Raw genomic sequence first — 25,500 nt, 5'->3', positions numbered from 1 at the left:
CGCCCAACCGGGCGCTGCGGCGACCGGCGGATCCCGGCCGTGCGCCGTCCGCCGGCCGCCGGCCGGTCAGCGCATCGACCGGCTCCGGGGCCAGCCGTTCAGCGCCGGAAACTGGCGCAGGTACCGCTCGCAGCCGAGGGCGAAGTCGTCGTCCGGCGGCGGGGCCAGCCGGGTCGCGGCGACGAACCGGCCCGGGTCGGTCGGCCCCGGCCGGAGCATCCGGATCTGCTCGTCGACGAACTCGCCACCGGTCAGCCCGGCGGCGGTCAGCGCCAGGGCGGTGGCCAGCACGACGCCGACGCAGGTGCGACAGGGGCTGAAGACCGCCTCCACCCCACCGCCGGCCTCGGGCAGGTGGTCGATGACCGTCAGCCACACCACGTCGCCGCTGGCCGGGACGTCGATCTCGTAGTGCGCCGTGCCGGGGCTGGTGGCGGACTCGGCCGGGATCGGGTCTCCGATGCTGGTACCGGCCAACTCGGCCGGGTCGAGGCGCCGCCCGGGATCGACCCGCTGCCCCTGGACGTACCGCCGGTCGGCGACGACGTCCAGGTCGGGTACGGGTACCGGGCCGAGCAGTTCGGCCAGGGTGTGCCGGGCGCCGGCGAGCAGGGCGGCGAGGGTGGTGGGCCGGGCCAGCGTGGCGGCGAGGTCGACGGACATCCCGGAACGGTAGCGGGCACCCCCGTGCGGCCGGACCGTCCCGGCCGGGGGAGTGCCGAGCGGTGCGGGACGGGACTACTGTCCGCATCGTGAATGCTGACGCTGTCCGGTTCGCCCTGCCCGGTGCGGCCGTGGTGGTGACCGGGGCGGGTTCCGGCATCGGCGCGGCGCTGGCCACCCGGTTCGCCGCCGAGGGTGCCCGGGTGCTGGTCAACGACCTCGACGCCGACGCGGCCCGGGCGGTCGCGGCCCGGACCGGCGGCGAGGTCTTCCCCGCCGACATGGCCGACCCGGCGGCGGTCGCCGCGCTGGTCCGGTACGCCCGGGAGCGGCTCGGCCGGATCGACCTCTTCTGCGCCAACGCCGGAGTGCTCGGCACCGGCGGGCTGGACGCCACCGACGAGACCTGGGAGCAGGCCTGGCGGGTCAACACCATGTCCCAGGTGTACGCCGCCCGGGAGCTGCTGCCCGACTGGCTGGCGGCCGGACGCGGCCGGCTCCTGGTCACCGCCTCGGCCGCGGGTCTGCTCACCCTGCTCGGCGCCGCGCCCTACTCGGTGACCAAGCACGCGGCGGTCGCGTTCGCCGAGTGGCTGCGGGCGAGCTACGCCCACCGGGGCGTCGTCGTGCAGGCGCTCTGCCCGCAGGGGGTACGCACGCCGATGCTCGAGCAGGGCGAGGGCCCGGGTGCCGCCCTGCTGGCGGCCGGGGCGGTCACCCCGGAGCGGGTCGCCGAGGAGGTGGTGGCGGCGCTGGCCGACGACCGGTTCCTGGTGCTGCCGCATCCGGAGGTGGCGACGTACTACACCCGGCGGGCGACCGATCCGGAGCGCTGGCTGCACGGGATGAACCGGGTGCAGCGCGACCTCGAACGCTCCGCCGCGGAAGGCGACACCGACGGCCACGACGGGGGCGGGACCGGGCCCCGCTGACCGGTCCCGCCGTACGGCACCGGCTCGGCCGAAACCACACAAACGGGTATCCCTGTCGGTTTGTTTCCGGTACTGCCGGACCGTGCCGAGCGACGCTCGGTCGGCCGAGTCCGAGAAGCGTCCAGGCTAGCTGGGTGGATTGTCCTGGATCGAGCCTTGCTGCGTCGCCCAGATGACCAAACTGTTACGAGAGCATGTTGACGACCCACAGGAACGGGCGTAAACAGAAGGGAAGCAAAAACGATCGGGCGGGAGATCCAACAGATGTACGCCGAGGAACGTCAGCAGGAGATCCTGCGTCTGGCCCGCGAGGCGGGTCGGGTCGACGTGATGGCGCTGGCCGAGGGCATGAACGTGACCGCGGAGACGATCCGGCGGGACCTGACCGTGCTGGAGCGGGCCGGCGTGCTCCGTCGGGTGCACGGCGGGGCGATCCCGGTCGAGCGGATCGGCTTCGAGCCCGCCCTCGCCGCCCGGGACGCCGTACTCATCACCGAGAAGGAGCGGATCGCCAAGGCGGCGCTCGCCGAACTGCCCGACGAGGGCGCGGTCATCCTCGACGCCGGCACCACCACCGCCCGGCTGGCCCAGCTCCTGCCCTCGGACCGCGAGCTGACCGTGGTGGTCAACTCGCCGGTGCTCGCCTCCGCGCTCGGGCTGAAGCCCAACCTGACGGTGCTGCTGCTCGGCGGCCGACTGCGCGGCAAGACACTGGCCACAGTGGACGACTGGGCGCTGCGCCCGCTCGCCGAACTCTACGTCGACGTCGCCTTCATGGGCACCAACGGCTGCTCGGTCGAGCGCGGGATGACCACCCCCGATCCGGCCGAGGCTGCGGTGAAGCGGGCGATGATCGGTGCCGCCCGCCGGGTCGTACTGCTGGCCGACCACACCAAGATCGGCAACGACTACCTGGCCCGGTTCGGCACCCTGGCCGACCTCGACCTGCTGATCACCGACAACGGGGTGGACGAGGAGCTTGCCGACGACGTCGAGGCGGCCGGCGTACGGGTGGTACGGGCATGATCCTCACCGTCACGCTCAACCCCAGCCTGGACCGGGCGATGGAGATCGACCTGCTGGTCCGGGGCGAGGTGATCCGGGCCGCCTCCGCACACCTCGACCCGGGTGGCAAGGGCGTGAACGTCTCCCGGGCACTGCTGGCCAACGGCGTACCGTCCCGGGCGGTACTGCCGGTCGGCGGCGAGGAGGGGGCCCAGCTCGTCCGGCTGCTGGAGGGCGAGGGCGTCGAGCTGCTGGTGGTGCCGATCGCCGGCCGTACCCGGTCGAACATCACCCTCGCCGAGCCGGACGGCACGGTAACCAAGATCAACGAGTCCGGCCCGGTCCTGACCGGGCCGGAGTTCGCCGAGGTCACCAGCGCGGTGCTCGCGGCGTCCGGGGCGGCCGACTGGGTGGTCGCCTGCGGCAGCATGCCGCCGGGGCTGCCGGTGACCGCCTTCGGCGACCTCTGCGCCCGGCTGGTCGACGCCGGAGTGCGGCTGGCCGTCGACACCAGCGGGCCGGCGCTGCGGGCCGCCGCCGAGGCCGGCGCGGCGCTGGTCAAGCCGAACCGGGAGGAGCTGGCCGAGGCGGTCGGCGCCCCGCTGCACTCCCTCGGCGACGTGGTCGACGCCGCCGCGCGGCTGCGCGGCTGGGGTGCCGGCGCGGTGCTGGCCAGCCTCGGCGCCGACGGCGCGGTGCTGGTCGACGCCGACGGCGTGCTCACCGGCGAGTCGCCGGTGGCGCGCCCGAAGAGCACGGTCGGGGCCGGCGACGCGCTGCTGGCCGGCTTCCTGGCCGCCGGCGCAGCCGGTCCGGACGCCCTCGCCGAGGGGCTCGCCTGGGGCGCCGCCGCGGTCAGCCTGCCCGGCAGCCGGATGCCCGGCCCCGGCGACCTGGCCCGGAACACCGTCCGACTCCACCCCCGACCGGACCTGGTCCGGCCACTGCTGCCGCAGGGGTGAGCCGGTCATGCCAGCAACACGACGAGAACACCCCGGACGTCGGCCCACCCCCGGAACCGACGGCGTGACATTCGAACCCGGCCGCGTTCGGTAACGCCGGCCAACTCTGCGAAGGAGTCCCCCTCATGGCCGTGTCGTACACCCCGGAGGTCCAGGGCAGCGGCTTCAAAGCCCGGGTCCAGCGGATCGGCGGTCACCTGGCCGGAATGGTCATGCCCAACATCGGGGCGTTCATCGCCTGGGGCCTGATCACGGCGCTCTTCATCCCGACCGGCTGGCTGCCCAACGAGGACCTGGCCAAGCTGGTCGATCCGATGATCTTCAGCCTGCTGCCGATCCTGATCGGCTACACCGGCGGCCGGATCGTGCACGGCCAGCGCGGCGCGGTGGTCGGCGCGGTCGCCACGGTCGGCATGATCGTCGGTGCGGACATCCCGATGTTCCTCGGCGCGATGATCATCGGACCGGCCGCCGCCTACCTGATCAAACTCTTCGACCGCCTGGTCGAGGACCGGATCCGGCCCGGCTTCGAGATGCTTGTCGACAACTTCTCCGCCGGCATCATCGGCGGCGGCATGGCGCTCTTCGGTGTCTGGGGGGCCGCCCCGGTGGTGGGCCGGCTCAGCGACTGGGCCGGCAGCGGAGTGGACTGGCTGATCGGGCAGAACCTGCTGCCGGTCGCCTCCGTACTCGTGGAGCCGGCCAAGGTGCTCTTCCTGAACAACGCGATCAACCACGGCGTACTCTCGCCGCTGGCGGTGGCGCAGGCGCAGGAGACCGGCAAGTCGATCCTGTTCATGATCGAGTCGAACCCCGGCCCGGGGCTCGGCCTGCTGCTCGCCTTCTTCCTCTTCGGGCCGCGCTCGCTGCGCCCGAGCGTGCCGGCCGCCGGCATCATCCACTTCCTCGGCGGCATCCACGAGATCTACTTCCCGTACGTGCTGATGAAGCCGCGGCTGATCCTCGCCACCATCGCCGGTGGCGCCGCCGGGGTCGGCACCTTCATGGTCACCGGCGCCGGACTGGTCGCCACCCCCTCGCCCGGCAGTATCTTCGCCTACGCGGCGGTCACCCCCCGGGGCGGCTGGTTCGGCATGGTGCTCGGCGTGCTGATCGCCACCGCGGTCTCCTTCGTGGTCGCCTCGGCGCTGCTCGGCTTCGGCAGGCTCAACGGCGAGCCGAAGACCGACGAGGTCACCGACGGCGCGACCGACGACCCGGCGACGGCGCCACCCGCCGACGAGGCCCGGGACCGCGAGACCAGCCCGGCCGTGGCCCGCTCCGCCACCGCCCAGAGCTGACCCGACCACCGGACGAACGAGAGGGGTACCGCCATGGGCAGCATCAACGGCAAGGACATCCACAAGGTCGTGGTCGCCTGCGACGCCGGGATGGGCAGCAGCGTCATGCTCGCCAGCCAGCTCCGCAAGCAGCTCAAGAAGTACTCGGTCACGGTGGAGCACACCCCGGTCAACTCGATCCCGGGCGACGCCGACGTGGTGATCACGCACAACGGGTTGGCCGCCCGGGCCCGGGCCGCCGCGCCCGACAAGGTCGTCGTGCCGTTCCAGGTCTTCCTCGGCGACCCGGCGGTGACCGCCGTGGTCAAGGCGATCGAGTCCGGTGGTGAGGTCAGTGGCTGAGCTGACCGGAGACCTCCTCGACCGGCGGGCGATCCGGCTGACCGAGGTGGCCGCCGACCGCGACGACGCGATCCGGCGCTGCGGCGAGGCCCTGGTCGACATCGACGCGGTCCATCCGGAGTACGTGCGGACCATGCTCGACCGGGAACGCTCCGTCTCCACCTATGTCGGCGAGGGGGTGGCGATCCCGCACGGCACCCTCGCCGGCAAGGACCTGGTGCACCGGGACGCGCTCGCGGTGCTCCGGTTTCCCGACGGCGTCGACTGGGGCGGCCAGCCGGTCACCGTCTGCGTGGCGATAGCCGCCCGAGGCGACGGCCACGTCGAGCTGCTGGCCAGCCTCGCCGAGATCCTGCTCGACACCGACCGGGCCCGCGCGCTGCGCGAGGCCACCGACCCCGAAGACGTGCTGGCGCTGCTCACGCCGGCACCGGAGGACAGCAACCGATGAAGGCCGTTCGATTCCACGCTCCCGGTGACGTACGCATCGAGGACGTCCCCGAGCCCACCCCGGGGCCGGGTGACGTCAAGATCCGGGTACGCAACTGCTCCACCTGCGGCACCGACGTCAAGATCTCGAAGTTCGGGCACCACCACATCCACCCGCCCCGGGTGATGGGGCACGAGATCGCCGGTGAGGTGGTGCAGACCGGCTCCGAGGTCACCGGCTGGGCCCCCGGCGACCGGGTACAGGTGATCGCGGCGATCCCGTGCGGCACCTGCCCGGAGTGCCGGCGGGGCCGGATGACCGTCTGCCCCAACCAGGAGTCGATGGGCTACCACTACGAGGGCGGCTTCGCGCAGTATCTGGTGGTCCCGGCGAAGGTGCTCGCGGTGGACGGGCTGAACCGGATCCCGGACGGGGTCGGCTTCGCCGAGGCGTCGGTGGCCGAGCCGCTGGCCTGCGTACTCAACGGGCAGGAACTGGCCGGGGTCGGCCCCGGCGACGACGTGGTGGTGGTCGGCTCCGGACCGATCGGCTGCCTGCACGTCCGGCTGGCCCGGGCCCGGGGCGCCGCCCGGGTCTTCCTGGTGGAGCTGAACCGGGAGCGGCTGGAGATGGCGGCGGCGCTGGTGCACCCGGACGCGGCGATCTGCGGCTCGGAGGTCGACCCGGTCGACGAGGTGCTGAAGCTGACCGACGGGCGCGGCGCCGACGTGATCATCACGGCGGCGGCCTCGGGCGCGGCACAGGAGCAGGCGGTGCAGATGGCCGCCCGGCAGGGCCGGATCAGCTTCTTCGGCGGCCTGCCCAAGGACAACCCGATCATCTCGCTCGACTCCAACCTGGTGCACTACCGCGAGTTGACCATCGTCGGCGCCAACGGCTCCAGCCCGGCGCACAACGCCGAGGCGCTGCGCCTGATCGCCACCGGTTCGGTGCCCGTCTCCGACCTGATCACCCACCGGCTTCCGTTGGAGCGGGCCATCGACGCCTTCGGCGTGGTCGCCCGGGGCGAGGCCATCAAGGTCACGATCGAACCCTGAGAGGGAGGCCATCATGGCTACGCGTACGGTGACGGTCGGCTCCGCCAGCGGCCTGCACGCCCGCCCGGCGGCGCTCTTCGTCGCGGCGGCCGGGGCCGCACCGGTCCCGGTGACCATCCGGACCGGCGAGAAGCGGGCGGTACCCGCCAACAGCATGCTCTCGGTGCTCTCGCTCGGCGCCAAGCAGGGCACCGAGGTGGTGCTGGAGGCCGACGGCGAGGGCGCCGAGGCGGCCCTGGACGGTCTCGCCGAGCTGCTCGCCCGGGACCTGGACGCGGAGGAGCCGGCCGATGCCTGAGCCGGCCGGGCCGCTGGACCTCCAGGGTGCGCTGCACGGCATCGGGGTCAGTCCGGGCGTCGCCGGTGGGCCGGTGCTCCGGGTCGCCGGGGTGCCGGCGCTGCCCGCACCGACCCCGGTGACCGACCCGGCGGCCGAGGCCGACCGGGCGGTGGCGGCACTGCGCGAGGTGGTCGCCGAACTGCACCGCCGGGCCGACCGGTCGGGGGAGAAGACCCTGGTCGACGTACTCCGGGCCCAGGCGATGATGGCCGAGGACCCGGTGCTGCTCGACGCCGTACGCGAGAAGGTGCTGGCCGGGTCGGACGGGCCGCACGCCATCGACGCGGCCTTCGCCACCCACCGCGCCGCGTTCGAGGCGGCCGGCGGATACCTGGCCGAACGGGTCGCCGACCTCGACGACCTGCGCGACCGGGCGGTGGCGGTCTGCCTCGGCCGACCGATGCCCGGGGTCCCCTCGCCGGGGCACCGGTACGTGCTCACCGCCTGGGACCTGGCCCCGGCCGATACCGTCGACCTGGACCCGGAGCAGGTGGTCGCGCTGCTCACCGAGTCCGGCGGCCCGACCAGCCACACCGCGATCCTGGCCCGCGCGCTCGGGCTGCCCGCCGTGGTCGCCTGCCCCGGCGCCCGCGACCTCGTCGAGGGCACCACGGTGCTGGTCGACGGCGTGACCGGCCTGGTCCGGGTCGACGTCGACCCGGCGGAGGTGGCGGTCGCCACCGCTGCGGACCGGGAGCACCGCACGGCGGTGGCGGCGGTTTCCGGCCCGGGGCAGACCTCGGACGGGCATCCGGTCGCCCTGCTGGCCAACATCGGCTCGGCCCGGGACCTGGCGGCGGCCGAGGAGGCCGAGGGGGTCGGGCTGTTCCGCACCGAACTGCTCTTCCTCGACCGGAGCCGGGAACCGTCCCTGGCCGAGCAGGCCGAGGCGTACCGGGAGGTCTTCGCCGGGCTGGCCGGGCGCCGGGTGGTGATCCGCACCCTCGACGCGGGCGCCGACAAGCCGCTGCCGTTCCTGCACCAGGCCGACGAGCCGAACCCGGCACTCGGGGTACGCGGCCTGCGGCTGGCCCGGCAGCGCCCGGAGCTGCTGCGTACCCAGTTGGCGGCGATCGCCCGGGCGGCCGAGCAGACCGGGGCGGAGGTCTGGGTGATGGCGCCGATGGTCGCCACCCGGGCCGAGGCGGCCGAGTTCGCCGACGCGGTGCACGCGGCCGGGCTGCCGAAGGCCGGAGTGATGATCGAGGTGCCGGCGGCGGCGCTGCGCGCCGGTCAACTGCTGGAGGTCGTCGACTTCCTCAGCGTCGGCACCAACGACCTCAGCCAGTACACCTTCGCCGCCGACCGGCAGTCCGGCCTGCTGGCCGAGCTGCTGGATCCGTGGCAGCCGGCCCTGCTGCGCCTGATCGGCGAGGTCGGCGCCGCCGGACGTGCCGCCGGCAAGCCGGTCGGCGTCTGTGGCGAGGCGGCCGCCGATCCGCTGCTCGCCCCGGTGCTGGTCGGACTCGGGATGACCAGCCTGTCGATGTCCGGGCGCTCGCTGGCCCCGGTGCGGGCGGCACTCGCCGGGCGTTCGTACGCCGACTGCCTGCGGCTGGCCCGGCTGGCCCTGGACGCCGACGACCCGGCGCGGGCCCGCAAGGCGGTCGCCTGACCAGGGCAATCGCCTGAGCAGGGCGGTCGTCTGAGCGTGCCGGCCGGCTGCCCCGCCACCTCGGTCGCCCCGACACCTCGGCTGCCAAGCCGCCTCCGCTTGGACGCGGATCGGCTGAGACACGGATCGGCCCACGCCGGTGTGCTGGCGTGGGCCGATCCGTAGCTGCTCCGCCGGGCGCGGCCGGGGGCTGCTGTGCCGTCGTCTCCGGCGGCTGCTCTTATCCGGCGGGCGGGAAGGGGTCGTCGCGGTAGGTGTGCTCGGTCTCGATCTGGCCGTCCTGCTTGTGTACGACGAGCTGGCTCGGCTGGTTCGCCTTGGCCGCGTCACGGCCGGCGCCGAGCGCGCTCTCCTTGGTGTCGTAGCGTCCGACCACTGTGGAGCCATGCTCCACCTTCCAGCCGCTGGCCTCGGGAACGACGTGGTACTGCGTCCGGGATGCCATCTGATCCCTCCTGGTCGACTGTCGGTTATGGAGAAATAGCTACCCCGGTGGCGGAATCGGAAACCATCACCTCTGGTCGATGTGCCGCGCCGTGCCGTGTCCGCGCCGTGCCTTCTCCGGCCCGTCGCGGCTGGGAGTCTTCCGCCGACCGGTTGACATGCAGCCACCTGGCTGCCTATTGTCATAGGCAACCAGTTGGTTGCATGTTCGGGGGATGACGGGGATGGACGAGGTGTTCAGGGCGCTCGCCGACGGCAGTCGCCGACGGCTGCTGGACAGCTTGAACACCCGCAACGGGCAGAGCCTGCGGGAGCTGTGCGCGGGGCTGGCGATGACCCGGCAGTCCGTCAGCAAGCACCTCGCGGTGCTGGAGGCGGCCAACCTGGTCACCACGCTCTGGCGCGGCCGGGAGAAGTTGCACTACCTCAACGCCGAGCCGATCAACGCCATCGCGGACCGCTGGATCAACCAGTACGACCGGGCGCGGGTGCACGCACTCGCCGACCTCAAGAGCGCATTGGAGCAGGAACCCATGGGCGAGCGCGAATTCGTCTACACGAGCTACATCAACACCACCCCGGAGCGTCTCTGGCAGGCGCTTACCGATCCCGCCTTCACCAGCCGGTACTGGGGAGTCACCTTCGAGACCGACTGGCGGGCCGGCTCGGAGATGGTCTGGGTGCACAACGGCGTACGGATCGTCGGCCCGGAGCAGGTGGTGCTGGAGGCCGAGCCCTACCGTCGGCTCTCGTACGCCTGGCACGACTTCAGCCCCGAGTTCGCCCGGGCGTACGAGATGGATCCGGCGGAGGTGGCCAAGCTGGCCGAAGAGCCGCGCAGCAGGGTGAGCTTCGAGATCGAGCCTCGCGGCGGTGCGGTGCGGCTGACCGTCGTACACCAGGGTTTCGCGCCGGGCAGCGCGCTGCTGGAGAGCGTCAGCGAGGGCTGGTCGGAACTGCTCTCCAGCCTCAAGACACTGCTGGAGACGGGCGAGCCGCTGCCGCAGGGAGAGCCCGAGGCCGCGCCGACGGCCGGCTGACCCGCCCGGTAGGTACCCTTTAGCCAGCTCAACCATGCGGCGGGCCCGGCGCGGACGGCGCCGGACCTGCCCTCCGGCTCGCTTCCTGGAGATCGACTATCTTGTCCGGCACCTCCCCGCCCGACGCACCCCCGACCGGCTCCGACCCGGCGGGTCGGCGGCGCGAGCTGCGCGCCGACTGCGAGCGCTGCTTCGGGCTGTGCTGCGTGGTGCCGGCCTTCGCCGCCTCGTCGGACTTCGCCATCGACAAGCCCGCCGGCCGGGCCTGCCCCAACCTCCGGTCCGACCACCGCTGCGGCATCCACCGCGACCTGCGCGAGCGCGGCTTCGCCGGATGTACCGTCTTCGACTGCTTCGGCGCCGGCCAGCAGGTCGCCCAGATCACCTACCGGGGGCGGGACTGGCGGACCGACCCGGAGGTCGCGGCGGGGATGTTCGAGGTCTTCCCGGTCGTCCGGCAACTCCACGAACTGCTCTGGTATCTGGCCGAGGCCCTGGCGCTGGAGCCGGCCGAGCCGCTGCACGCCGAGCTGGCCGCCGCCCGTGCCGTGACCGAAGGGCTCGCCGACGGCGATCCCTCCTCGCTCGCCGCCCTGGACGTCCCGGCCCACCGCCGGAGCGTCAACGAGCTGCTGCTGCGGGCCAGCGAGCAGATCCGATCCCGGACCGGCCGACAAGGAGCCGACCGGAGGGCGAGGGCTGGTCGGGCGGGCGCTGGTCGGGCGGGGACTGGGCGGGCGGGAGTCGACCGGCGGGGGGCCGAGCTGATCGGGGCCGACCTGCGCCGTGCCGACCTGGTCGGCGCCAACCTGCGCGGGGCGTACCTCATCGGCGCCGACCTGCGCGGCGTCGACCTGACCCTGGCCGACCTCACCGGGGCGGACCTGCGCGGCGCCGACCTGCGCGGTGCCGACCTGACCGGCAGCATCTTCCTCACCCAGGCCCAGGTCGACGCGGCGGTCGGCGACGCCCGGACCGCCCTTCCGGCGGCCCTGCACCACCCCACGCACTGGACCCGTCGCCCCGTTCCTCCCGCCCACCCCCCACGGCACCGGCCCACCCACGCCCGCCGCCGTTCGTGATCAGGTAGCGTCCGGCTCGCGCGGGGCGGCCGAACGCTACCTGATCAACGGGGCGAAGTGTGTTGGGGTTGGTGGGCTGGGCGCTTGGTCAGTGGGCGGTGGCGGGGGTGACCTCCGGGGTGGGCACGGGGGAGAGCTGGGTCGGGCGGACGACCAGGAGCAGCACGGCCAGCGCGGCGACCATGCCGCCGGCGATCACCAGCCCCATCCCGACACTGCCGTTGCCGAGCACGCCGACCAGCGGCGCCAGCAGCGCGCCGATGCCGAACTGCACCGCCCCGAGCAGCGCCGCCGCCGTACCGGCCGCCTCGCCGTGCCGGCTCAACGCCAGCGCCGGAGCGTTCGGCATGGCCAGACCGGAAGCGGCGAGCACCACCCAGAGCGACACCAGTACGGCGGGCAGCCCACCGAGCCCGGTCGCGGCGAAGCCGAGCAGCGCGAACCCGGCCAGCGTGCCGACGGCCAGCGCGGTGACCAGGATCCGCTGCGGGGCGTACCGGCGCAGCAGCCGGACGTTGAGCTGGGAGGCCCCGATCAGGCCCACCGCGCCGGCACCGAAGACGATCCCGAACTGCTGCTCGTCGAGACCGTACTGCTCCTGGAAGACGAAGGAGGAGCCGGAGACGTACGCGAACAGCGCCGCCATCGCCAGCCCGGCGACCGCGACGAGCCCGACGAACGTACGGTCCCGCAGCAGCGAGCGGTAGACCCGGGCGGTGCCGCGTACGCCGCCACTGCGCCGCCGGTGCACCGGAAGCGTCTCGGGCAGCTTGAACGCGGCGAGGACGACCAGGACGATTCCGAAGACGCCGAGCGCGACGAACACCCCGCGCCAGTCCGTCCAGCCCAGCACCGCGCTGCCCAGCGTGGGCGCCAGCACCGGGGCGGCACCCATCACCAGCATCAGCCGGGAGAAGATCCTGGCGAACGCCGTTCCGCTGAACAGGTCGCGTACCACGGCCATCGCCACCACCGATGCGGCGGCGGTGCCGAGCCCCTGCAACACCCGCAGCACGCCCAGCGCGCCGATGTTCGGGGCGACGACGCAGAGCGCCGAGGCGACCACGTGCAACACCAGGCCGGCGAGCAGCGGTACCCGCCGGCCCACCGCGTCCGACAACGGGCCGATCAGCAGTTGACCGAGGGCCAGCCCGGCCAGGGTGCCGGTGAGGGTCAACTGGACCGCCGCCTCGGCGGTACCGAAGTCGGTGGTGATCGCCGGCAGCGCCGGCAGGTACATGTCGATCGTCAACGGCCCGATCGCGATCAGCGCCCCGAGTACGAGGACGAGCCGCAGCCGTTCCCGGCCGGTCATCAGGTCGCCGGGCGTGGCGGGCGGCGCGGACGCCTCGACGTGCGCGGCGGTGGCGGTCATGAGGCCCTTCCCGGCTGGTGGTCGTGGGTCTGAACAGGAACAGCGAAGATCACACCTGCCTCCAACCGCTGGCGCTCCGGCACATTCCCGGTCGATCAAGAGGTGCTTCAGTTCACAGCCGTCCGGCCGCCACGCACCGGATACTGGTACGACGCCCGGAGCCGACCGAATCGCCATCCCCGGCACGGAACCGGTACGACCGGGCCCGAACGTCGCCGCAGTGGTTCTCCGGACCGGCCGGGTAGCTCCCGACCGGGACCGGATCGTCGGAGACAGGAACGAGGGACATGGCGACGGTGCGGGAGATCGAGGAACTCTCCGAACACTTCGCCGCCGGGCCGGCGACCTTCACCACCTCCCCGCTCTACCGGGCGCTCTGCCCGGTGGTCGCGGGGGACCGACCGACCCTCGAACTGCTGACCGGGCGGCGGCCGGGGCAGCAGGCGTCGTACCTGTTCTTCGGGGCGGCACACTACCTGCTGCTGGCCGGGGTACGGCACCCGCTGCGCGACTTCTACCCGTCGCTGGTCGGCTCGTCGGCCGCCGAGCCGGCGGATGCCGGGCCGGTACTGCTCGACTTCTGCCGCCGGTACCGGGCCGAACTCGGCGAACTGGTTCGTACCCGCCTGGTGCAGACCAACGTCGTACGTCGGGCGATCGCGCTGCGGTACGCGCTCTGGGTGGTCGGGCGACACTGCCCCGGGCCGGTGCACCTGGTCGAGGTGGGGTCGAGCGCCGGCATCCACCTCCAGGTGGACCGCTACCGCTATCTCCTCGGCGAGCAGGTGTTCGGGCCCGCCGACGCCGCCGTCACCCTGGACAGCCGGTGGCTGGGCCGAGGGCCGTTGCCGGACCTGGACGACGTACCGCCGATCGCCAGCCGGACCGGGGTGGACCTGAATCCGGTGGACGTCACCGACGAGCGGGCGCGGCGCTGGCTGCGGGCGCTGGTCTGGCCGGAGAACCGGGACGCGGCGACGCTGCTCGACGCCGCCCTCGACGCGGTGGCGGCCGACCCGCCCGCCGTCGTCGCCGGTGACGCGGTGCGGGTCTGCCCGGAACTGGGCCGTGGCCTGCCGCCCGGTGAGCCGAGGGTGGTGTTCCACGCGGCGACCCGGATGCACGTGCCGGTGCCTCGGCGGGCGGCCTTCGACCGGGCGATCGACTCGATCGGGGACGGCGGTCCGCTCTATCACGTCTGGCAGGAGCCGCCGTCGGCGCCGCACGGCGGGCAGGTCGCCGACCCTCGCGGCGAACTCGCGATGCACGGTCCGGACGGCGTGGTCGTACCGCTGCTCCGGGTCGACGGTCACCTGCGCTGGCTGGGTCCCCTGGACCCGGCCGGCTGAACCCGCGCGCCGGCCGGCGGTGGAGGTGACCGGCGGGACGCCAGCGGGGGTGCGGGCGGTGGTGTTCCTGCTCACTCGCCGGCCCTCCGCCGGGCGCGGGCCGTCGCGGCGGGGCAATCGCTGATCTAGGGTGAATCCCTCGGCAGGCGGTGCAGATAGTGAGCTGTTGGTGCAACATGTGCACCAGATGGGAGTCCGATGCCCCCGGTCCCGACGGTCGACACCGACTCGACGACGCCGCCGACGCGGACGCCGCCGCTCGACGCGGTCTGCGTCGGCGAGACGATGGCGATGGTGACCCCGACCCCCGGCGGGCGGCTGGACGCCGAGTCGACCTTCGTGCTCCGGGCCGGCGGCGCCGAGTCCAACGTCGCGATGTTCCTCGCCGCACTGGGCCACCGGGCGGGCTGGGCCAGCCGGGTCGGTGCGGACCCGCTCGGCGAGCTGGTCGTCGGGCAGGTCCGGGCGGCCGGGGTGGAGACCTCGCTGGTCGAGGTCGACCCGACCCGGCCGACCGCCGTCTACCTCAAGGACCCCGGCCCGGACGGTACGAAGGTCTACTACTACCGGAGCGGTTCCGCCGCCGCCGGCATGGATCCGGGGTACGCGGCCCGGGTCGACGCGGTGCCGGCGACCGTACTGCACCTGAGCGGCGTGACCCCGGCCCTCTCGGAGAGCTGCCGGGCGCTGGTCCAACGGTTGATGAGCAGCCGGCCGGCGGGACGGCGGCTGGTCTCCTTCGACGTCAACCACCGGCCGCAGCTCTGGCCCGACCGGGGCACCGCCGCCACCGAGCTGCTCCGGCTGGCCCAGGCCGCCGACGTGGTCTTCGTCGGGCTGGACGAGGCGGCGCGGCTCTGGGACGTCAAGGAACCGGAGGACGTCCGCGCCCTGGTCGACCGGCCCGGCACCCTGGTGGTGAAGAACGGCTCGGTGGAGGCGCTCGCCTTCACCGCCGACGGGGTCACCGTCGAGCCGGCCCGGCCGGTCGAGGTGGTCGAGCCGGTCGGTGCCGGCGACGCGTTCGCCGCCGGTTGGCTCTCCGGCGCGCTGCGCGGCCTCGACCCCGCCGCCCGGCTGCGGCTCGGGCACCTGGTCGCCGGTGCCGCGCTCGGCTCCGTCTCCGACTTCGCCGAACTGCCGGCGGTGGCGACGATCTGCGCCGCGCTCGGTATCACCCTGGACGACTGGCACCGGCCCGCCGGCCGGGCGGCCTGAGGCGGGGGGAGTCCGAGCAATGTCCCAGACCGTCGAGCGAGCCCTGCGCATCATCGAACTCTTCGCCGAGCGGCCCCGCGCGCTCGGCGAGATCGCCGACGACCTCGGGGTGCACCGGTCGACCGCGCTGCGGCTGGTGCAGACCCTCGAACGGGGCGGGTTCGCCCGCCCGGTCGACGGCCGCTACACGATCGGCTTCCGGATGGTGGCGATCGCGCAGCACGCGGTGGAGCAGCTCGACCTGCACCCGGTCGCCCACCCGCACCTGGTCCGGCTCGGCGACCGGTACGGCCACACCGTGCACCTCGCCCAACTCGTCGACGACGAGATCGTCTACGTGGCCAAGGTGGACGGTCGCGGGGCGCTGCGGATGCGGTCCCGAATCGGCCAGCCGGTCGACCCGCACACCTCCGGGGTCGGCAAGGCGATCCTGGCCCACCTCGACGAGCCGGCCCGGGAACGCCTCCTGGCCCGGCTGACGTACCCCCGGCACACCGACACCTCGATCACCGACCCGGCGCGGTTCCGGGCGGAGCTGGCCCGGATCGCCGAGCGCGGCTGGGCCGAGGACGACGGCGAGTTCGAGGACTTCGTCAACTGCGTCGCCGTACCGGTCCGGGACGCCCGGGGGCGGGTCGTCGGCGCAGTGTCGCTCACCGCGCTGCGCGCCCTGGCCCCGTTGGAGCGGCTCCGCGAACACCTGCCGGAGCTGACCGCCACCTGCGCCGCGATCTCCCGGGACCTCGGCTGGACCGGAGAACACCGATCATGAACGGAGCCACCGTGCCGAACCCTTCCACGACCTTCTTCGACACCCTCTTCGCCGACCAGCCGGTGATGGCGATCCTGCGCGGGTTCGACCCGGACCGGACGGTCGAACTCTGCCAGCGGGCCTGGGACGCCGGCATCGACGTGGTCGAGGTACCGGTGCAGAGCCCGGACGCGCTGCCCTCGCTGCACGCCGCCATCGCGGCCGGCCGGGACCGGGACCGGTCGGTCGGCGCCGGCACGGTGATCACCCCGGAACAGGTCCGGACGGTGTACGAGGCCGGCGCGGTCTTCACCGTGGCACCCGGGTACGACCCGGAGGTGGCCGCCGAGTGCTTCCGACTCGGCCTCGCCCACCTGCCCGGGGTCGCCACCTCGTCGGAGATCGGCCAGGCGCTCCGTGCCGGGCACACCTGGCTCAAGGCGTTTCCGGCCAGCGAACTCGGCACCGGCTGGCTCCGGGCCCAGCGCGGCCCCTTCCCGGCGGTCAAGTTCGTCGCCACCGGCGGGGTGGACGCCGACAACGCCGCCGACTTCCTCGCGGCCGGTGCCCGGGTGGTGGCGGTCGGTTCCGCGTTGCAGGACTCCCGCCAACTCGACCTGCTCGGCCGGCTCGTCCGCCGGTAACCAGAAGCAGCCGCGCGCAACGTTTTCCGGTGGCGACGCCTCCGGCGGACGGTTTCCCGGCGTGCCGCCGCGTACCCTCGCCGGATGAGCGGCGGGGCGGTGCGGGCGTGCCGGGCGGTGCTGGCCGGGGTCACGGCCGGGGCGATGCTCTTCGGATGCTCGGCGGAGCCGGAGGCCGAGCCGAGCCCACCCGGGGCGTCGGTGAGCCCGCCGGCTCCGGCGCCGACCAGCCCGGCGGCGACTCCGGCGGCGCCGGTCGAACTGCGGCTGGCGTTCGCCGGTGACGTCCACTTCACCGGGCGCACGCTGCGGCTGCTCGACGAGCCGGAGACCGCGTTCGGCCGGATCGCGTCGACGCTGCGGGACGCCGACCTGACCGTGCTGAATCTGGAGACGGCGGTGACCGGTCGGGGCACCCCGCAGCCGAAGCGGTTCCACTTCCGGGCGCCGGAGAGCGCCTATCCGGCGCTGCGGGCCGCCGGGGTGGACGCCGCCTCGATCGCCAACAACCACGTGCTGGACTACGGGCAGGTGGGGCTGGCGGACACCCTCGACGCGGCGGCGGAGGCGGACTTCCCGGTCTTCGGCGCGGGGCGGGACGCCGACGCGGCGTACGCGCCCTGGCTGACCACGGTACGCGGGGTGCGGATCGCCGTACTCGGCATGTCGCAGGTGCACGAGCTGGCCGGGCAGTGGAAGCCGACCGCGAACCGGCCCGGGGTGGCGATGGCGTTCGACACCGCGCGGGCCACCGCCGCGGTACGGGCCGCGCGGGAACGGGCCGACCTGGTGGTCGTCTTCATGCACTGGGGGATCGAGGGGAACCGGTGCCCGAGCGGCGAGATGAAGAGCTTCGCCGGCCGGATGGCCCGGGCCGGGGCCGACATCGTGCTCGGTACGCACGCGCACACGCTGCTCGCCGACGGCTGGCTCGGCCGGACGTACGTGCACTACGGGCTCGGCAACTTCCTCTGGTACGGCGACTCGAAGAGCACCGACTCCGGGGTGCTCCGGCTGACCGTCCGGGGCCGTACGGTGGTGCGCAACGAGTTCCTGCCCGCCACGGTCTCCCGGACCGGTCAGCCGGTGATCGTCTCCGGCGCCGCCCGGGAGCGGATCGAGGAGCGGATCGGCGCGGCGAGGCGCTGTTCCGGCCTCGCCGCGACACGATCCTGAGCCCCGGCCGGGCTCCTCAGGAGACCCGGGTCTCCCGCTCCTGCCACGCGGCCCGCAGCGAGGTCTTGCCGTTGGTACGCAGCAGCGAGCCCTCGTAGAGCCGGGCGGCGAGCGCGATGCAGAGCGCGGCGGCGCCGAGCAGGAGCAGCAGCGCCAGGATCGGCTCCCAGGGGGCGGCGTCGCCGAAGAAGAGCCGCAGCGGCATCGCGGTCGGGGCGGAGAGCGGCACGTAGGAGAGCACCGCCATCGCCGTCGGGTTGCTGTTGAGGAAGATCACCAGGAAGAACGGCACCATGATCACCAACTGTGCCGGGCCGGACGCCCCGCTGATGTCCTCCTGCCGGCTGACCAGCGCGCCGGTGACCGCCCAGAGCGAGGCCAGCAGCACGAAGCCGACCACGAAGAACGGAATGAACCAGGCGATCGCCGGACCGAGCTGACCCAACAGCCCGGCGTCGCCGCCGACGGCCTGCATGGAGACCACCGCGACCAGCGCGATCAGCGCCACCTGGCCGAACGCGAGCGCGCCGTTGCCGAGTACCTTGCCGGCGAGCAGGGCCCGGACCGGCACCGCCGCGACCAGGATCTCCACGATCCGGGTCTGCTTCTCCTCGGTGACGCTCTGCGCGATCTGCACCCCGAAGCTGATGGAGACGAAGAAGAAGACCATCGAGAAGGACATCGGCACCAGGAAGGCCAGCACCGGGTCGACCGCGTCCGGGTCGAGCAACTGCACCGGGGGAGCGCTGCTCAGCGCCCGGACCACCGAGTCCGGGGTACGGTCCATCGCCAGCACCCGGAGGCCGCCGGCCCCGTCGCCCGGCACCACGGCCGCGTCGGCGTCGCCGTCCCGGACCATCTGCTCGGCCGCCGCGACGTCGGTGGCGGAGACCACCTCCATGCCGGCCCGGTCCAGCATCGCGCCGGCCTCGGTGGAGCCGACCACCGCCACCGTCGAGCTGCTGTTGGCGAAGAGCGCCGGCAGCACCGTGCTGGCCGCCGCGATCAGCAGGAAGAGGAGGGTGCTGATCAGGAACGTCCGATCGCGGATCTTGACCGCGATCTCCCGCCTGGCGACCAGCTTCGTCGCGCCCCACAGCGTGGTGCGGGCGGCGGCCGGGTCGGACTGCGACCGGGTCGGGGACGGTGCGATCGCGGTCACTGGGTTACCTCCCGGAAGATCTCGGCGAGCGAGGGGACGATGGGGCCGAAGGCGCGTACCGGGCCCCGGGCGAGGGCCGCCCGCAGCACCGTCTGGTCGTCGGCGGGGTCGGCGAGTTCGATCACGACCCGTGCGCCGTCGAGGTCCACGATGGAGACTCCGGGCAGGTCCCGGATCCAGCCGGCGTCGGTGTCGGAGACGAGTTGGTAGCGCGGGGACGCGTACCGGGAGCGGAGTTCGGCACGGCTGCCGGCGGCGCGTACCGCCCCGGCGGCGATGATCACCAGGTCGTCGCAGAGCCGCTCCACCACGTCGAGCTGGTGGCTGGAGAAGAGCACCGGCACCCCTCGGGCGGCCCGCTCCCGCAGCACCCCGGCGATCACCTCGACGGCGATCGGGTCGAGCCCGGAGAAGGGCTCGTCCAGGATCAGCACCTCCGGGTCGTGCACCAGCGCCGCCGCGATCTGGGCCCGCTGCTGGTTGCCGAGGGAGAGCTTCTCCAGCGGGTCGTCGGCCCGCTCGGCCAGACCGATCCGGTCGAGCAGCTCGTCGACGCTGCGCCGGGCGGCCGGCGCGGTCAGCCCGTAGAGCCGGCCGAGGTAGACGAGCTGCTCCCGGACCTTCATCTTCGGGTACAGGCCGCGCTCCTCGGGCATGTAGCCGAAGCGCTGCCGCACGGCCCGGCTGACCGGCTCGCCGTTCCAGGTCACCGTCCCCGAGTCGGCGGAGAGCAGGCCGAGGATGATCCGCATCGAGGTGGTCTTGCCGGCGCCGTTGGCGCCGACGAAGCCGGTCATCCGCCCCGGGGCCACCTCGAACGAGATGTCGTCGAGCACTCTCCGGCCGCCGAACGACCGATCGACGGACGCCACGCGCAGCATCCGGCCTCCTTCGCCAGGTCTTCCGCCGGCGCACCCTGCGCCAGCGGAGACGAGGTTAATCCGGCCGGCCCCGGCTGACGTCCGCCGTGCGACGGAACCGCAGGGATGATCCACTTCCGCCGCCGGGCGCCGCGGGTATGACCGGGCGACGCGCCCGGCGGCCGGGCCGGTCAGCCGCCGGCACCGCCCGGGGTCACCACCCCGTGCTCGTACGCGAAGACCACCGCCTGGGTACGGTCGCGCAGCCCGAGCTTCATCAGTACCCGGGAGACGTGCGTCTTCACGGTCGCCTCGCCGAGCAGCAGCCGCTCGGCGATCTCGGCGTTGGAGGCGCCCCCGGCGAGCTGCACCAGTACCTCCCGCTCCCGTTCGGTCAGCTCGGCCAGCCGGCGCCGGTCGAGGTCGGCGGGGCCGCCCACGCCGGGCTGGCCGGGCGTCCGGGCCGCCGCCCCGGCCGGGGTGGCGAAGGTGGCGATCACCCGTCGGGTGATCTGCGGGGCGAGCAGCGCGTCGCCCCGGGCGAGGATCCGGACCGCCTCGACCAGGTCCTCGGGTGAGCCGTTCTTCAGCAGGAATCCGCTGGCCCCGGCCTGGAGTGCGGCGAAGAGGTAGTCGTCCCGGTCGAAGGTGGTCAGGATCAGCACCGCCGGCCCCTCCGCCCCGGTGGCCGCCACGATCTGCCGGGTCGCCGCCAACCCGTCCAGGTGCGGCATCTCCACGTCCAGCAGTACGACGTCGGGGCGCTGGGCGAGGGCGAGTTCGACCGCCCGGCGGCCGTCCGCCGCCTCGCCGACCACCTCGAAGTCCTCCTCCGTCTCCAGGATGATCCGCAGGCCGGCCCGGACCAGATGCTGGTCGTCGGCGAGGAGGACTCGGATCGGGGTCTCCTGGTTCGGCTCGGTCATGCCGTCGCCCTGGCGGGGGAGGCGTCGGCGGCGCCGGGCTGGGCGATCGGGAAGCGGGCCCGTACCCGGAAACCGCCGTCGGGCCGGGCGCCCGCCTCCAGGCTGCCGTCGTGCGCGGCGACCCGTTCGCGCATGCCGATCAGGCCCAGCCCGGCGCTGCCGCCGGATCGGGGCGGCGCGGCGGCCAGCCCGCTGCGGCCGTCGTCGGTCACCTCCACCTCGACCTCCCGGCGCAGGTACCGGACCCGTACGTCGACCGCGCTGGCCCGGGCGTGCTTGATGGTGTTCGTCATCGCCTCCTGGACCACCCGGTACCCGGCCAGGGAGACCGACTCCGGCACCGGCACCGGCGTGCCGTAGATCTTGTACTCGACGGCGAGCCCGGCGTCCCGGGCCCCCTGGAGCAGGCTGTCGACCTGCTCCAGCCCGTAGCCGAGCGATTCGTCGGCGGCGCCCGCGTTGCGCAGTACCCCGAGCATCCGGCGCAACTCGTCGACGGCGGTACGCGCGCTCTGCTCCACGGCGGCGAGCGCGGTCTTGGCCTTCGCCGGGTCCTTGTCCATGACCCGCCGGCTCGCGCTGGCCTGCACCCCCATCACCGAGACGTGGTGGGCGACGACGTCGTGCAGCTCGCGGGCGATGCGGACCCGTTCCTGGTTGACCGCCCGCTCGGCGTTCTCGGCCCGGGACCGGCGCAGCTCCTCGGCCTGCACCTCCAGCTCGTGCTGGCGCAGCGCGGAGGTCCAGGTGCGGTTGCCGAGCACGTAGGCCAGCAGGAAGAAGGCGAGGTTGAACAGCACGCTGGTGAGCGCGACGGCGACGAGCGGCGAGATCGGGCCGGCCGCGCCCGGGAATTTCGCCTCCACCGACGCGATGCTCAACCCCGCCGCGATCACCAGCCAGGCGAACATCGCGACTATGACGCCGATCCTGATCCGGGCCGAGAGTCGGCGGTCCCGCCCCCAGGCGCCGAGGGTGTAGAGGGCGATGAAGAGCGTCGTGGACGCGACCCATACCTCCGGAACGTGTCGGACCTGGGCGGCGGTGAAGATCGCGGCGAGCACGCTGGTGCTGATCTCGGGATGACTGCGTCGCCAGATCAGCGGCAGGCCGCCGGCGACGGCCCAGGCGAGCTGCTCCGGCCAGGAGGGCGGGGTGCCGAGCGGGAAGCTGCCCATGCTGTTCGACAGCACCACGCTGAGCACGCCGAGCGCCGCCATCGACAGGCCCAGGTAGAGGTCGCGTCGGCGCTGCTGCCGGGTCGGCCCGGGGCGGACCCACGGGCCCGCCGGGGCGTTCCCCGGCCCGCCGGTCGGTGCCGTGTCGTCTCGTCGTGCGCTGCCAGCCTCCACCCGACATGAATAGCGTATCCGCCCGGTCCGGCGCATCTTCGACCTGCCCGGATGGCCGAGATCACCCTGCGTGTACGCCCCGATCCGCCGGGTACCGGATCTGGTGCTGCCCCGCCTCCGCCCGGCCCGGCGGAATAGTTGACACGGCAAGTATGTTGTGCGGGGCAGCCCGGGCGTTGGCTCCCGGGACCGAGTGAGGAGCTGGCGATGCAGTTCGGGATCTTCAGCGTGGGCGACGTGACCACCGACCCGACGAACGGACGGGAGCCGTCCGAGGCGGAGCGGATCAAGGCCATTGTCACCATCGCGTTGAAGGCGGAGGAGGTCGGCCTCGACGTCTTCGCCACCGGTGAGCACCACAACCCGCCGTTCGTGCCGTCGTCCCCCACCACCATGCTCGGCTTCATCGCGGCCCGGACCAGCCGGCTGCTGCTCTCCACCGCGACCACCCTGATCACCACCAACGACCCGGTGAAGATCGCCGAGGACTACGCGATGCTCCAGCACCTGGCCGACGGCCGGGTCGACCTGATGATGGGCCGGGGCAACACCGGACCGGTGTACCCGTGGTTCGGGCAGGACATCCGCAACGGCATCCCGCTGGCGATCAACAACTACGACCTGCTGCGCCGGCTGTGGCGGGAGGACGTCGTCGACTGGGCGGGCAAGTTCCGCACGCCGTTGCAGTCGTTCACCTCGACCCCGCGGCCGTTGGACGGCATCCCGCCGTTCGTCTGGCACGGCTCGATCCGCAGCCCGGAGATCGCCGAGCAGGCCGCGTACTACGGCGACGGGTTCTTCGCCAACCACATCTTCTGGCCCAAGGAGCACACCCAGCGGATGGTGGGCCTCTACCGGCAGCGGTTCGAGTACTACGGTCACGGCGACGCCGACCGGGCCATCGTCGGCCTCGGCGGCCAGGTGTTCATGCGGCCCAACTCGCAGGACGCCGTACGCGAGTTCCGGCCGTACTTCGACAACGCCCCGGTCTACGGGCACGGCCCGTCCCTGGAGGACTTCACCCGGGAGACCCCGCTGACCGTCGGCAGCCCGCAGCAGGTGATCGACCGCACCCTGACCTTCCGCGACTACGTCGGCGACTACCAGCGGCAGCTCTTCCTGGTCGACCACGCCGGACTGCCGCTGAAGACCGTACTGGAGCAGTTGGACATCCTCGGCGAGGAGGTCGTACCGGTGCTGCGGCGGGAGTTCGCCGCGCTCCGCCCCGCGCACGTACCCGAGGCGCCCACGCACGCCTCGATGAAGGCCGAGCGGGCGGCGGCGGGCGAGGCGGCCGAGGCGGGAGCCACCCGATGACGGCCCGGACCATCGCGGTCGTCTCGGCCGGGCTGCGGGTGCCCTCCTCCACCCGGCTCCTCGCCGACCAGCTCGGCGCGGCCACCGCCGCCGATCTCGACCGCCGGGGTGTGCCGGTCCGGACCGAGGTCGTCGAGCTGCGCGACCACGGACACGACGTGGTCAACCACCTGCTCGCCGGCTTTCCGTCCACGGCGCTCAAGCTGGCCCTGGACACCGTCTCCGGTGCGGACGGGCTGATCGTGGTCACGCCGATCTTCAACGCCTCGTACAGCGGCCTGTTCAAGGCGTTCTTCGACGTGCTGGAGGACGACGCCCTGGTCGACCGGCCGGTGCTGATCGGCGCGACCGGCGGCACCGCCCGGCACTCGCTCGCGCTCGAACACGCCCTCCGGCCGATGTTCAGTTACCTGCGCGCGGTGGTGGTGCCGACCTCGGTCTTCGCCGCGCCGGAGGACTGGGCCGGCGGCAACGCGCAGGGCACGCTGCGCCGCCGGATCGACCGGGCCGCCCGGGAACTCGCCGAGCAGGTCGCCGGCCGCGAACCGGCCGAGGCCGTCGACCCGTTCCGGCTCACCACCACCTTCGACGAACTGCTGACCGGCGACTGAGTCCGCCCGGCCCCGCCGACCCGGGCCAGGGGTGCCCGGGGCCGGGCCGGTCCGGGTACGTCCGGTTGAATGAGCCGATGACCCCACCGGTGCCCCGGGCCATCACACAGGCGACCATCCGTGCCGTCGAGGCGGTCCGGGCGCGGGACCCGGACGCCCTCGGCGAGGCGGGCGGCGACCTGGCCCTGCTCCCCGCCGAACAGGTCGGGCTGGTCCTCGGCGCCGTGCTGCGGCTGCTGCTGGAGCAGGCGCATCCGGACGGACTGGCCGGCGAGGACGTCCAGGCCGTACTCGTGCGGTGTGCCCGAAGCAACGCCGGCTGGCTGCCGGGGCTGGACGTCGGGGTGTTGGCGCTGCTGCTGACCGGTGCGCTCGGCGTACACCAGATGACGGACGAGGCACCGCCGGCCGATCCGGCGGCGGTGGCCCGGCACGCCCCGCTGCTCGTCGCCGACCTGCTCGCCGTCACCGGCGGAGCGGTCGGCGACCACCTGGCTGCCGCCCTGGCCGAGATCGCCGTCGCGGAGACGATGGAACTCCCCTGACCGCAACGCGACGGCGCCCGGCCGGAGCGGCGAACGGGTCAGTGTCCGGTGGTGTCGGAGTCGGTGGCGGCCTGCTCGCCCCGGTCCAGCGCGGAGAGCGCGGCGACGTCCTCCGGGGCGAGGGTGAAGTCGAAGACGTCGATGTTGCTCTTCATCCGGTCCGGCGAGGCGGTCTTCGGGATCGGGATCAGATCCAGGTCGAGGTGCCACCGGAGCACGACCTGCGCGGGGGTCCGGCCGTACCGGTCGGCGATCCCGGTCACCACCGGGTGGGTGAGGAGTTCGCCGCCGTGCCCGATCGGCCCCCAGGACTGGGTGGCGATGCCGTGCTCCCGGTGGTACGCCCGCGCGGCGTCCCGGGTCAGCGTCGGATCCAACTGGATCTGGTTGACGTCCGGCGTCACGTCCGTCGCGGCGCGGATCCGGTCGATGTGCGCCGGCTTGAAGTTGGAGAGCCCGATGGCCCGTACCCGACCGTCCCGGAGCAGGTCGGTCAGGCCCAGGAAGGCGTCGACGTACCGGTCCTGCCAGGGCATCGGCCAGTGGATCAGATAGAGGTCGAGGTAGTCGACGCCGAGCTTGCCGACACTGTCCTGGAACGCCTCCCGCACCCTCTCCCGACCGTGCCACTCACCGTTGAGCTTGCTGGTGACGAAGAGTTCCTCCCGGGGCACCCCCGAGGCGCGCAGGCCACGGCCGACGCCCACCTCGTTGCCGTACTTGTAGGCGGTGTCGATCAGCCGGTAACCGGCCGCGATCGCCTCGGCGACGGCCCGCTCCGCCTCGGCGTCGCGCAGCGGCCAGGTGCCGAAACCGAGCTGCGGTATCCGGGCACCGTTCGCCAGCGGTCGGGTCGGCACGGTCGACTCTGCGTTCATGTGGTTGATCTCCTGCGATCGGGGTCCGGCCCGGCGGCGCGGGCCGGCGCGGTGCGACGTTCCTGATCAACTTACCCGCGCGGCCGTACCGGCCGCCGAGGTGGCGACACGGTGGAGTCGGG

General features: G+C 73.4%; 27 protein-coding genes. 19 read left to right on the top strand and 8 right to left on the bottom strand.

Annotated features, from left to right (window positions below; all coding sequences use genetic code 11):
• Positions 1 to 66 precede the first annotated feature (66 nt).
• Positions 67 to 663 (bottom strand): hypothetical protein, encoded by a 597-nt coding sequence (locus C6W10_RS02365; RefSeq protein WP_107256139.1) that lies wholly within the window; start codon positions 661 to 663, stop codon positions 67 to 69.
• Positions 664 to 752: 89 nt separating this feature from the next.
• On the opposite strand from C6W10_RS02365, the gene C6W10_RS02360 reads away from it, so the two are divergent.
• The 9 genes from C6W10_RS02360 to ptsP all read left to right on the top strand — a co-directional run bounded on the left by C6W10_RS02360 (position 753) and on the right by ptsP (position 8,648).
• Positions 753 to 1,595, top strand: a complete 843-nt coding sequence (locus C6W10_RS02360) for an SDR family oxidoreductase (protein WP_234361579.1) — start codon at positions 753 to 755, stop codon at positions 1,593 to 1,595.
• Positions 1,596 to 1,859: 264 nt separating this feature from the next.
• Positions 1,860 to 2,621: a DeoR/GlpR family DNA-binding transcription regulator gene (locus tag C6W10_RS02355; RefSeq protein ID WP_107256138.1), complete on the top strand. Its 762-nt coding sequence runs from the start codon at positions 1,860 to 1,862 to the stop codon at positions 2,619 to 2,621.
• Entirely contained in the window at positions 2,618 to 3,562 is a 945-nt protein-coding gene (gene pfkB, locus C6W10_RS02350) for a 1-phosphofructokinase (RefSeq protein WP_107256137.1), read from the top strand. Before C6W10_RS02355 ends, pfkB begins: the two co-directional genes overlap by 4 nt.
• A gap of 125 nt (positions 3,563 to 3,687) precedes the next feature.
• The gene (gene mtlA, locus C6W10_RS02345) at positions 3,688 to 4,863 is read left to right on the top strand and encodes a PTS mannitol transporter subunit IICB (protein ID WP_199853839.1); all 1,176 of its coding nucleotides are present in this window, start codon (positions 3,688 to 3,690) and stop codon (positions 4,861 to 4,863) included.
• 33 nt (positions 4,864 to 4,896) lie between these two features.
• The gene (locus C6W10_RS37845; RefSeq protein WP_199853257.1) at positions 4,897 to 5,205 is read left to right on the top strand and encodes a PTS lactose transporter subunit IIB; all 309 of its coding nucleotides are present in this window, start codon (positions 4,897 to 4,899) and stop codon (positions 5,203 to 5,205) included.
• A 1-nt stretch (position 5,206) separates the two neighbouring features.
• Entirely contained in the window at positions 5,207 to 5,656 is a 450-nt protein-coding gene (locus tag C6W10_RS02340) for a PTS sugar transporter subunit IIA (protein ID WP_107263594.1), read from the top strand.
• Positions 5,653 to 6,693 carry a zinc-dependent dehydrogenase gene (locus C6W10_RS02335; protein WP_107256136.1) on the top strand — a complete coding sequence of 347 codons (1,041 nt, stop codon included), beginning with the start codon at positions 5,653 to 5,655 and terminating at the stop codon, positions 6,691 to 6,693. The genes C6W10_RS02340 and C6W10_RS02335 overlap by 4 nt, the downstream gene beginning before the upstream one ends.
• A gap of 13 nt (positions 6,694 to 6,706) precedes the next feature.
• Complete coding sequence (locus C6W10_RS02330; RefSeq protein WP_107256135.1) at positions 6,707 to 6,991, top strand: HPr family phosphocarrier protein; 285 nt, start codon at positions 6,707 to 6,709, stop codon at positions 6,989 to 6,991.
• Complete coding sequence (gene ptsP / locus C6W10_RS02325) at positions 6,984 to 8,648, top strand: phosphoenolpyruvate--protein phosphotransferase (RefSeq protein WP_107256134.1); 1,665 nt, start codon at positions 6,984 to 6,986, stop codon at positions 8,646 to 8,648. Before C6W10_RS02330 ends, ptsP begins: the two co-directional genes overlap by 8 nt.
• 220 nt (positions 8,649 to 8,868) lie before the next feature.
• On the opposite strand, the gene C6W10_RS02320 is transcribed toward ptsP, so the two are convergent.
• On the bottom strand, positions 8,869 to 9,093 hold the full coding sequence (locus tag C6W10_RS02320; RefSeq protein ID WP_107256133.1) for a DUF2188 domain-containing protein: 225 nt from the start codon (positions 9,091 to 9,093) through the stop codon (positions 8,869 to 8,871).
• A 223-nt stretch (positions 9,094 to 9,316) separates the two neighbouring features.
• On the opposite strand from C6W10_RS02320, the gene C6W10_RS02315 reads away from it, so the two are divergent.
• Together C6W10_RS02315 and C6W10_RS02310 are read left to right on the top strand one after the other, a co-directional pair.
• Positions 9,317 to 10,132 (top strand): SRPBCC domain-containing protein, encoded by an 816-nt coding sequence (locus tag C6W10_RS02315; RefSeq protein WP_107256132.1) that lies wholly within the window; start codon positions 9,317 to 9,319, stop codon positions 10,130 to 10,132.
• Between the two features lie 167 nt (positions 10,133 to 10,299).
• The gene (locus tag C6W10_RS02310) at positions 10,300 to 11,214 is read left to right on the top strand and encodes a pentapeptide repeat-containing protein (RefSeq protein WP_234361860.1); all 915 of its coding nucleotides are present in this window, start codon (positions 10,300 to 10,302) and stop codon (positions 11,212 to 11,214) included.
• Positions 11,215 to 11,302: 88 nt separating this feature from the next.
• Here the strand turns inward: C6W10_RS02310 and C6W10_RS02305 are convergent, their stop codons facing one another.
• Positions 11,303 to 12,529 (bottom strand): multidrug effflux MFS transporter, encoded by a 1,227-nt coding sequence (locus C6W10_RS02305; protein ID WP_107263593.1) that lies wholly within the window; start codon positions 12,527 to 12,529, stop codon positions 11,303 to 11,305.
• A gap of 347 nt (positions 12,530 to 12,876) precedes the next feature.
• Between C6W10_RS02305 and C6W10_RS02300 the strand changes: the two genes are divergently transcribed.
• The 5 genes from C6W10_RS02300 to C6W10_RS02280 all read left to right on the top strand — a co-directional run bounded on the left by C6W10_RS02300 (position 12,877) and on the right by C6W10_RS02280 (position 17,727).
• Positions 12,877 to 13,938, top strand: coding sequence for a DUF2332 domain-containing protein (locus tag C6W10_RS02300; protein ID WP_107256130.1), 1,062 nt, complete (start codon positions 12,877 to 12,879; stop codon positions 13,936 to 13,938).
• A gap of 198 nt (positions 13,939 to 14,136) precedes the next feature.
• Positions 14,137 to 15,156, top strand: coding sequence for a sugar kinase (locus C6W10_RS02295; RefSeq protein WP_107256129.1), 1,020 nt, complete (start codon positions 14,137 to 14,139; stop codon positions 15,154 to 15,156).
• Between the two features lie 19 nt (positions 15,157 to 15,175).
• The gene (locus C6W10_RS02290) at positions 15,176 to 15,928 is read left to right on the top strand and encodes an IclR family transcriptional regulator (protein WP_107256128.1); all 753 of its coding nucleotides are present in this window, start codon (positions 15,176 to 15,178) and stop codon (positions 15,926 to 15,928) included.
• Between the two features lie 11 nt (positions 15,929 to 15,939).
• Positions 15,940 to 16,551: a bifunctional 4-hydroxy-2-oxoglutarate aldolase/2-dehydro-3-deoxy-phosphogluconate aldolase gene (locus tag C6W10_RS02285; RefSeq protein ID WP_234361578.1), complete on the top strand. Its 612-nt coding sequence runs from the start codon at positions 15,940 to 15,942 to the stop codon at positions 16,549 to 16,551.
• 84 nt (positions 16,552 to 16,635) lie between these two features.
• Positions 16,636 to 17,727 (top strand): CapA family protein, encoded by a 1,092-nt coding sequence (locus tag C6W10_RS02280; RefSeq protein WP_107256126.1) that lies wholly within the window; start codon positions 16,636 to 16,638, stop codon positions 17,725 to 17,727.
• A 16-nt stretch (positions 17,728 to 17,743) separates the two neighbouring features.
• On the opposite strand, the gene C6W10_RS02275 is transcribed toward C6W10_RS02280, so the two are convergent.
• The 4 genes from C6W10_RS02275 to C6W10_RS37835 all read right to left on the bottom strand — a co-directional run bounded on the left by C6W10_RS02275 (position 17,744) and on the right by C6W10_RS37835 (position 21,895).
• On the bottom strand, positions 17,744 to 18,826 hold the full coding sequence (locus C6W10_RS02275; RefSeq protein WP_369938624.1) for an ABC transporter permease: 1,083 nt from the start codon (positions 18,824 to 18,826) through the stop codon (positions 17,744 to 17,746).
• Positions 18,827 to 18,885: 59 nt separating this feature from the next.
• Complete coding sequence (locus C6W10_RS02270; RefSeq protein ID WP_107256125.1) at positions 18,886 to 19,770, bottom strand: ABC transporter ATP-binding protein; 885 nt, start codon at positions 19,768 to 19,770, stop codon at positions 18,886 to 18,888.
• Between the two features lie 170 nt (positions 19,771 to 19,940).
• Entirely contained in the window at positions 19,941 to 20,675 is a 735-nt protein-coding gene (locus C6W10_RS37840) for a response regulator transcription factor (protein ID WP_199853838.1), read from the bottom strand.
• On the bottom strand, positions 20,672 to 21,895 hold the full coding sequence (locus C6W10_RS37835) for a sensor histidine kinase (protein WP_234361858.1): 1,224 nt from the start codon (positions 21,893 to 21,895) through the stop codon (positions 20,672 to 20,674). The genes C6W10_RS37840 and C6W10_RS37835 overlap by 4 nt, the downstream gene beginning before the upstream one ends.
• Positions 21,896 to 22,234: 339 nt before the next feature.
• Between C6W10_RS37835 and C6W10_RS02260 the strand changes: the two genes are divergently transcribed.
• The 3 genes from C6W10_RS02260 (at position 22,235) to C6W10_RS02250 (ending at position 24,500) form a co-directional block, all read left to right on the top strand.
• Positions 22,235 to 23,344, top strand: a complete 1,110-nt coding sequence (locus C6W10_RS02260) for an LLM class flavin-dependent oxidoreductase (protein WP_107256124.1) — start codon at positions 22,235 to 22,237, stop codon at positions 23,342 to 23,344.
• Positions 23,341 to 23,955 carry an FMN reductase gene (locus tag C6W10_RS02255; protein WP_107256123.1) on the top strand — a complete coding sequence of 205 codons (615 nt, stop codon included), beginning with the start codon at positions 23,341 to 23,343 and terminating at the stop codon, positions 23,953 to 23,955. Before C6W10_RS02260 ends, C6W10_RS02255 begins: the two co-directional genes overlap by 4 nt.
• A gap of 77 nt (positions 23,956 to 24,032) precedes the next feature.
• Positions 24,033 to 24,500 carry a hypothetical protein gene (locus tag C6W10_RS02250; RefSeq protein ID WP_107256122.1) on the top strand — a complete coding sequence of 156 codons (468 nt, stop codon included), beginning with the start codon at positions 24,033 to 24,035 and terminating at the stop codon, positions 24,498 to 24,500.
• A 38-nt stretch (positions 24,501 to 24,538) separates the two neighbouring features.
• Here C6W10_RS02250 and C6W10_RS02245 read toward each other — a convergent pair whose 3' ends face one another.
• Positions 24,539 to 25,378 carry an aldo/keto reductase gene (locus C6W10_RS02245; protein ID WP_107256121.1) on the bottom strand — a complete coding sequence of 280 codons (840 nt, stop codon included), beginning with the start codon at positions 25,376 to 25,378 and terminating at the stop codon, positions 24,539 to 24,541.
• Positions 25,379 to 25,500 lie beyond the last annotated feature (122 nt).

Origin of the sequence: Plantactinospora sp. BB1 (assembly GCF_003030385.1) — a bacterium.
Classification (GTDB): Bacteria; Actinomycetota; Actinomycetes; order Mycobacteriales; family Micromonosporaceae; genus Plantactinospora.
The sequence above is the reverse complement of the archived record's forward strand: the minus strand, read 5'-3'. Positions and strand labels throughout refer to the sequence as shown.

Bases quoted from the DNA above. Each gene is read 5' to 3' on its own strand.
- C6W10_RS02365 (WP_107256139.1), bottom strand. From the start codon at position 663: ATGTCCGTCGACCTCGCCGCCACGCTGGCCCGGCCCACCACCCTCGCC.
- C6W10_RS02355 (WP_107256138.1), top strand. From the start codon at position 1,860: ATGTACGCCGAGGAACGTCAGCAGGAGATCCTGCGTCTGGCCCGCGAG.
- pfkB (WP_107256137.1), top strand. From the start codon at position 2,618: ATGATCCTCACCGTCACGCTCAACCCCAGCCTGGACCGGGCGATGGAG.
- mtlA (WP_199853839.1), top strand. From the start codon at position 3,688: ATGGCCGTGTCGTACACCCCGGAGGTCCAGGGCAGCGGCTTCAAAGCC.
- C6W10_RS37845 (WP_199853257.1), top strand. From the start codon at position 4,897: ATGGGCAGCATCAACGGCAAGGACATCCACAAGGTCGTGGTCGCCTGC.
- C6W10_RS02335 (WP_107256136.1), top strand. From the start codon at position 5,653: ATGAAGGCCGTTCGATTCCACGCTCCCGGTGACGTACGCATCGAGGAC.
- C6W10_RS02330 (WP_107256135.1), top strand. From the start codon at position 6,707: ATGGCTACGCGTACGGTGACGGTCGGCTCCGCCAGCGGCCTGCACGCC.
- ptsP (WP_107256134.1), top strand. From the start codon at position 6,984: ATGCCTGAGCCGGCCGGGCCGCTGGACCTCCAGGGTGCGCTGCACGGC.
- C6W10_RS02320 (WP_107256133.1), bottom strand. From the start codon at position 9,093: ATGGCATCCCGGACGCAGTACCACGTCGTTCCCGAGGCCAGCGGCTGG.
- C6W10_RS02315 (WP_107256132.1), top strand. From the start codon at position 9,317: ATGGACGAGGTGTTCAGGGCGCTCGCCGACGGCAGTCGCCGACGGCTG.
- C6W10_RS02305 (WP_107263593.1), bottom strand. From the start codon at position 12,529: ATGACCGGCCGGGAACGGCTGCGGCTCGTCCTCGTACTCGGGGCGCTG.
- C6W10_RS02300 (WP_107256130.1), top strand. From the start codon at position 12,877: ATGGCGACGGTGCGGGAGATCGAGGAACTCTCCGAACACTTCGCCGCC.
- C6W10_RS02295 (WP_107256129.1), top strand. From the start codon at position 14,137: ATGCCCCCGGTCCCGACGGTCGACACCGACTCGACGACGCCGCCGACG.
- C6W10_RS02290 (WP_107256128.1), top strand. From the start codon at position 15,176: ATGTCCCAGACCGTCGAGCGAGCCCTGCGCATCATCGAACTCTTCGCC.
- C6W10_RS02280 (WP_107256126.1), top strand. From the start codon at position 16,636: ATGAGCGGCGGGGCGGTGCGGGCGTGCCGGGCGGTGCTGGCCGGGGTC.
- C6W10_RS02270 (WP_107256125.1), bottom strand. From the start codon at position 19,770: ATGCTGCGCGTGGCGTCCGTCGATCGGTCGTTCGGCGGCCGGAGAGTG.
- C6W10_RS37840 (WP_199853838.1), bottom strand. From the start codon at position 20,675: ATGACCGAGCCGAACCAGGAGACCCCGATCCGAGTCCTCCTCGCCGAC.
- C6W10_RS37835 (WP_234361858.1), bottom strand. From the start codon at position 21,895: ATGGCGGCGCTCGGCGTGCTCAGCGTGGTGCTGTCGAACAGCATGGGC.
- C6W10_RS02260 (WP_107256124.1), top strand. From the start codon at position 22,235: ATGCAGTTCGGGATCTTCAGCGTGGGCGACGTGACCACCGACCCGACG.
- C6W10_RS02255 (WP_107256123.1), top strand. From the start codon at position 23,341: ATGACGGCCCGGACCATCGCGGTCGTCTCGGCCGGGCTGCGGGTGCCC.
- C6W10_RS02250 (WP_107256122.1), top strand. From the start codon at position 24,033: ATGACCCCACCGGTGCCCCGGGCCATCACACAGGCGACCATCCGTGCC.
- C6W10_RS02245 (WP_107256121.1), bottom strand. From the start codon at position 25,378: ATGAACGCAGAGTCGACCGTGCCGACCCGACCGCTGGCGAACGGTGCC.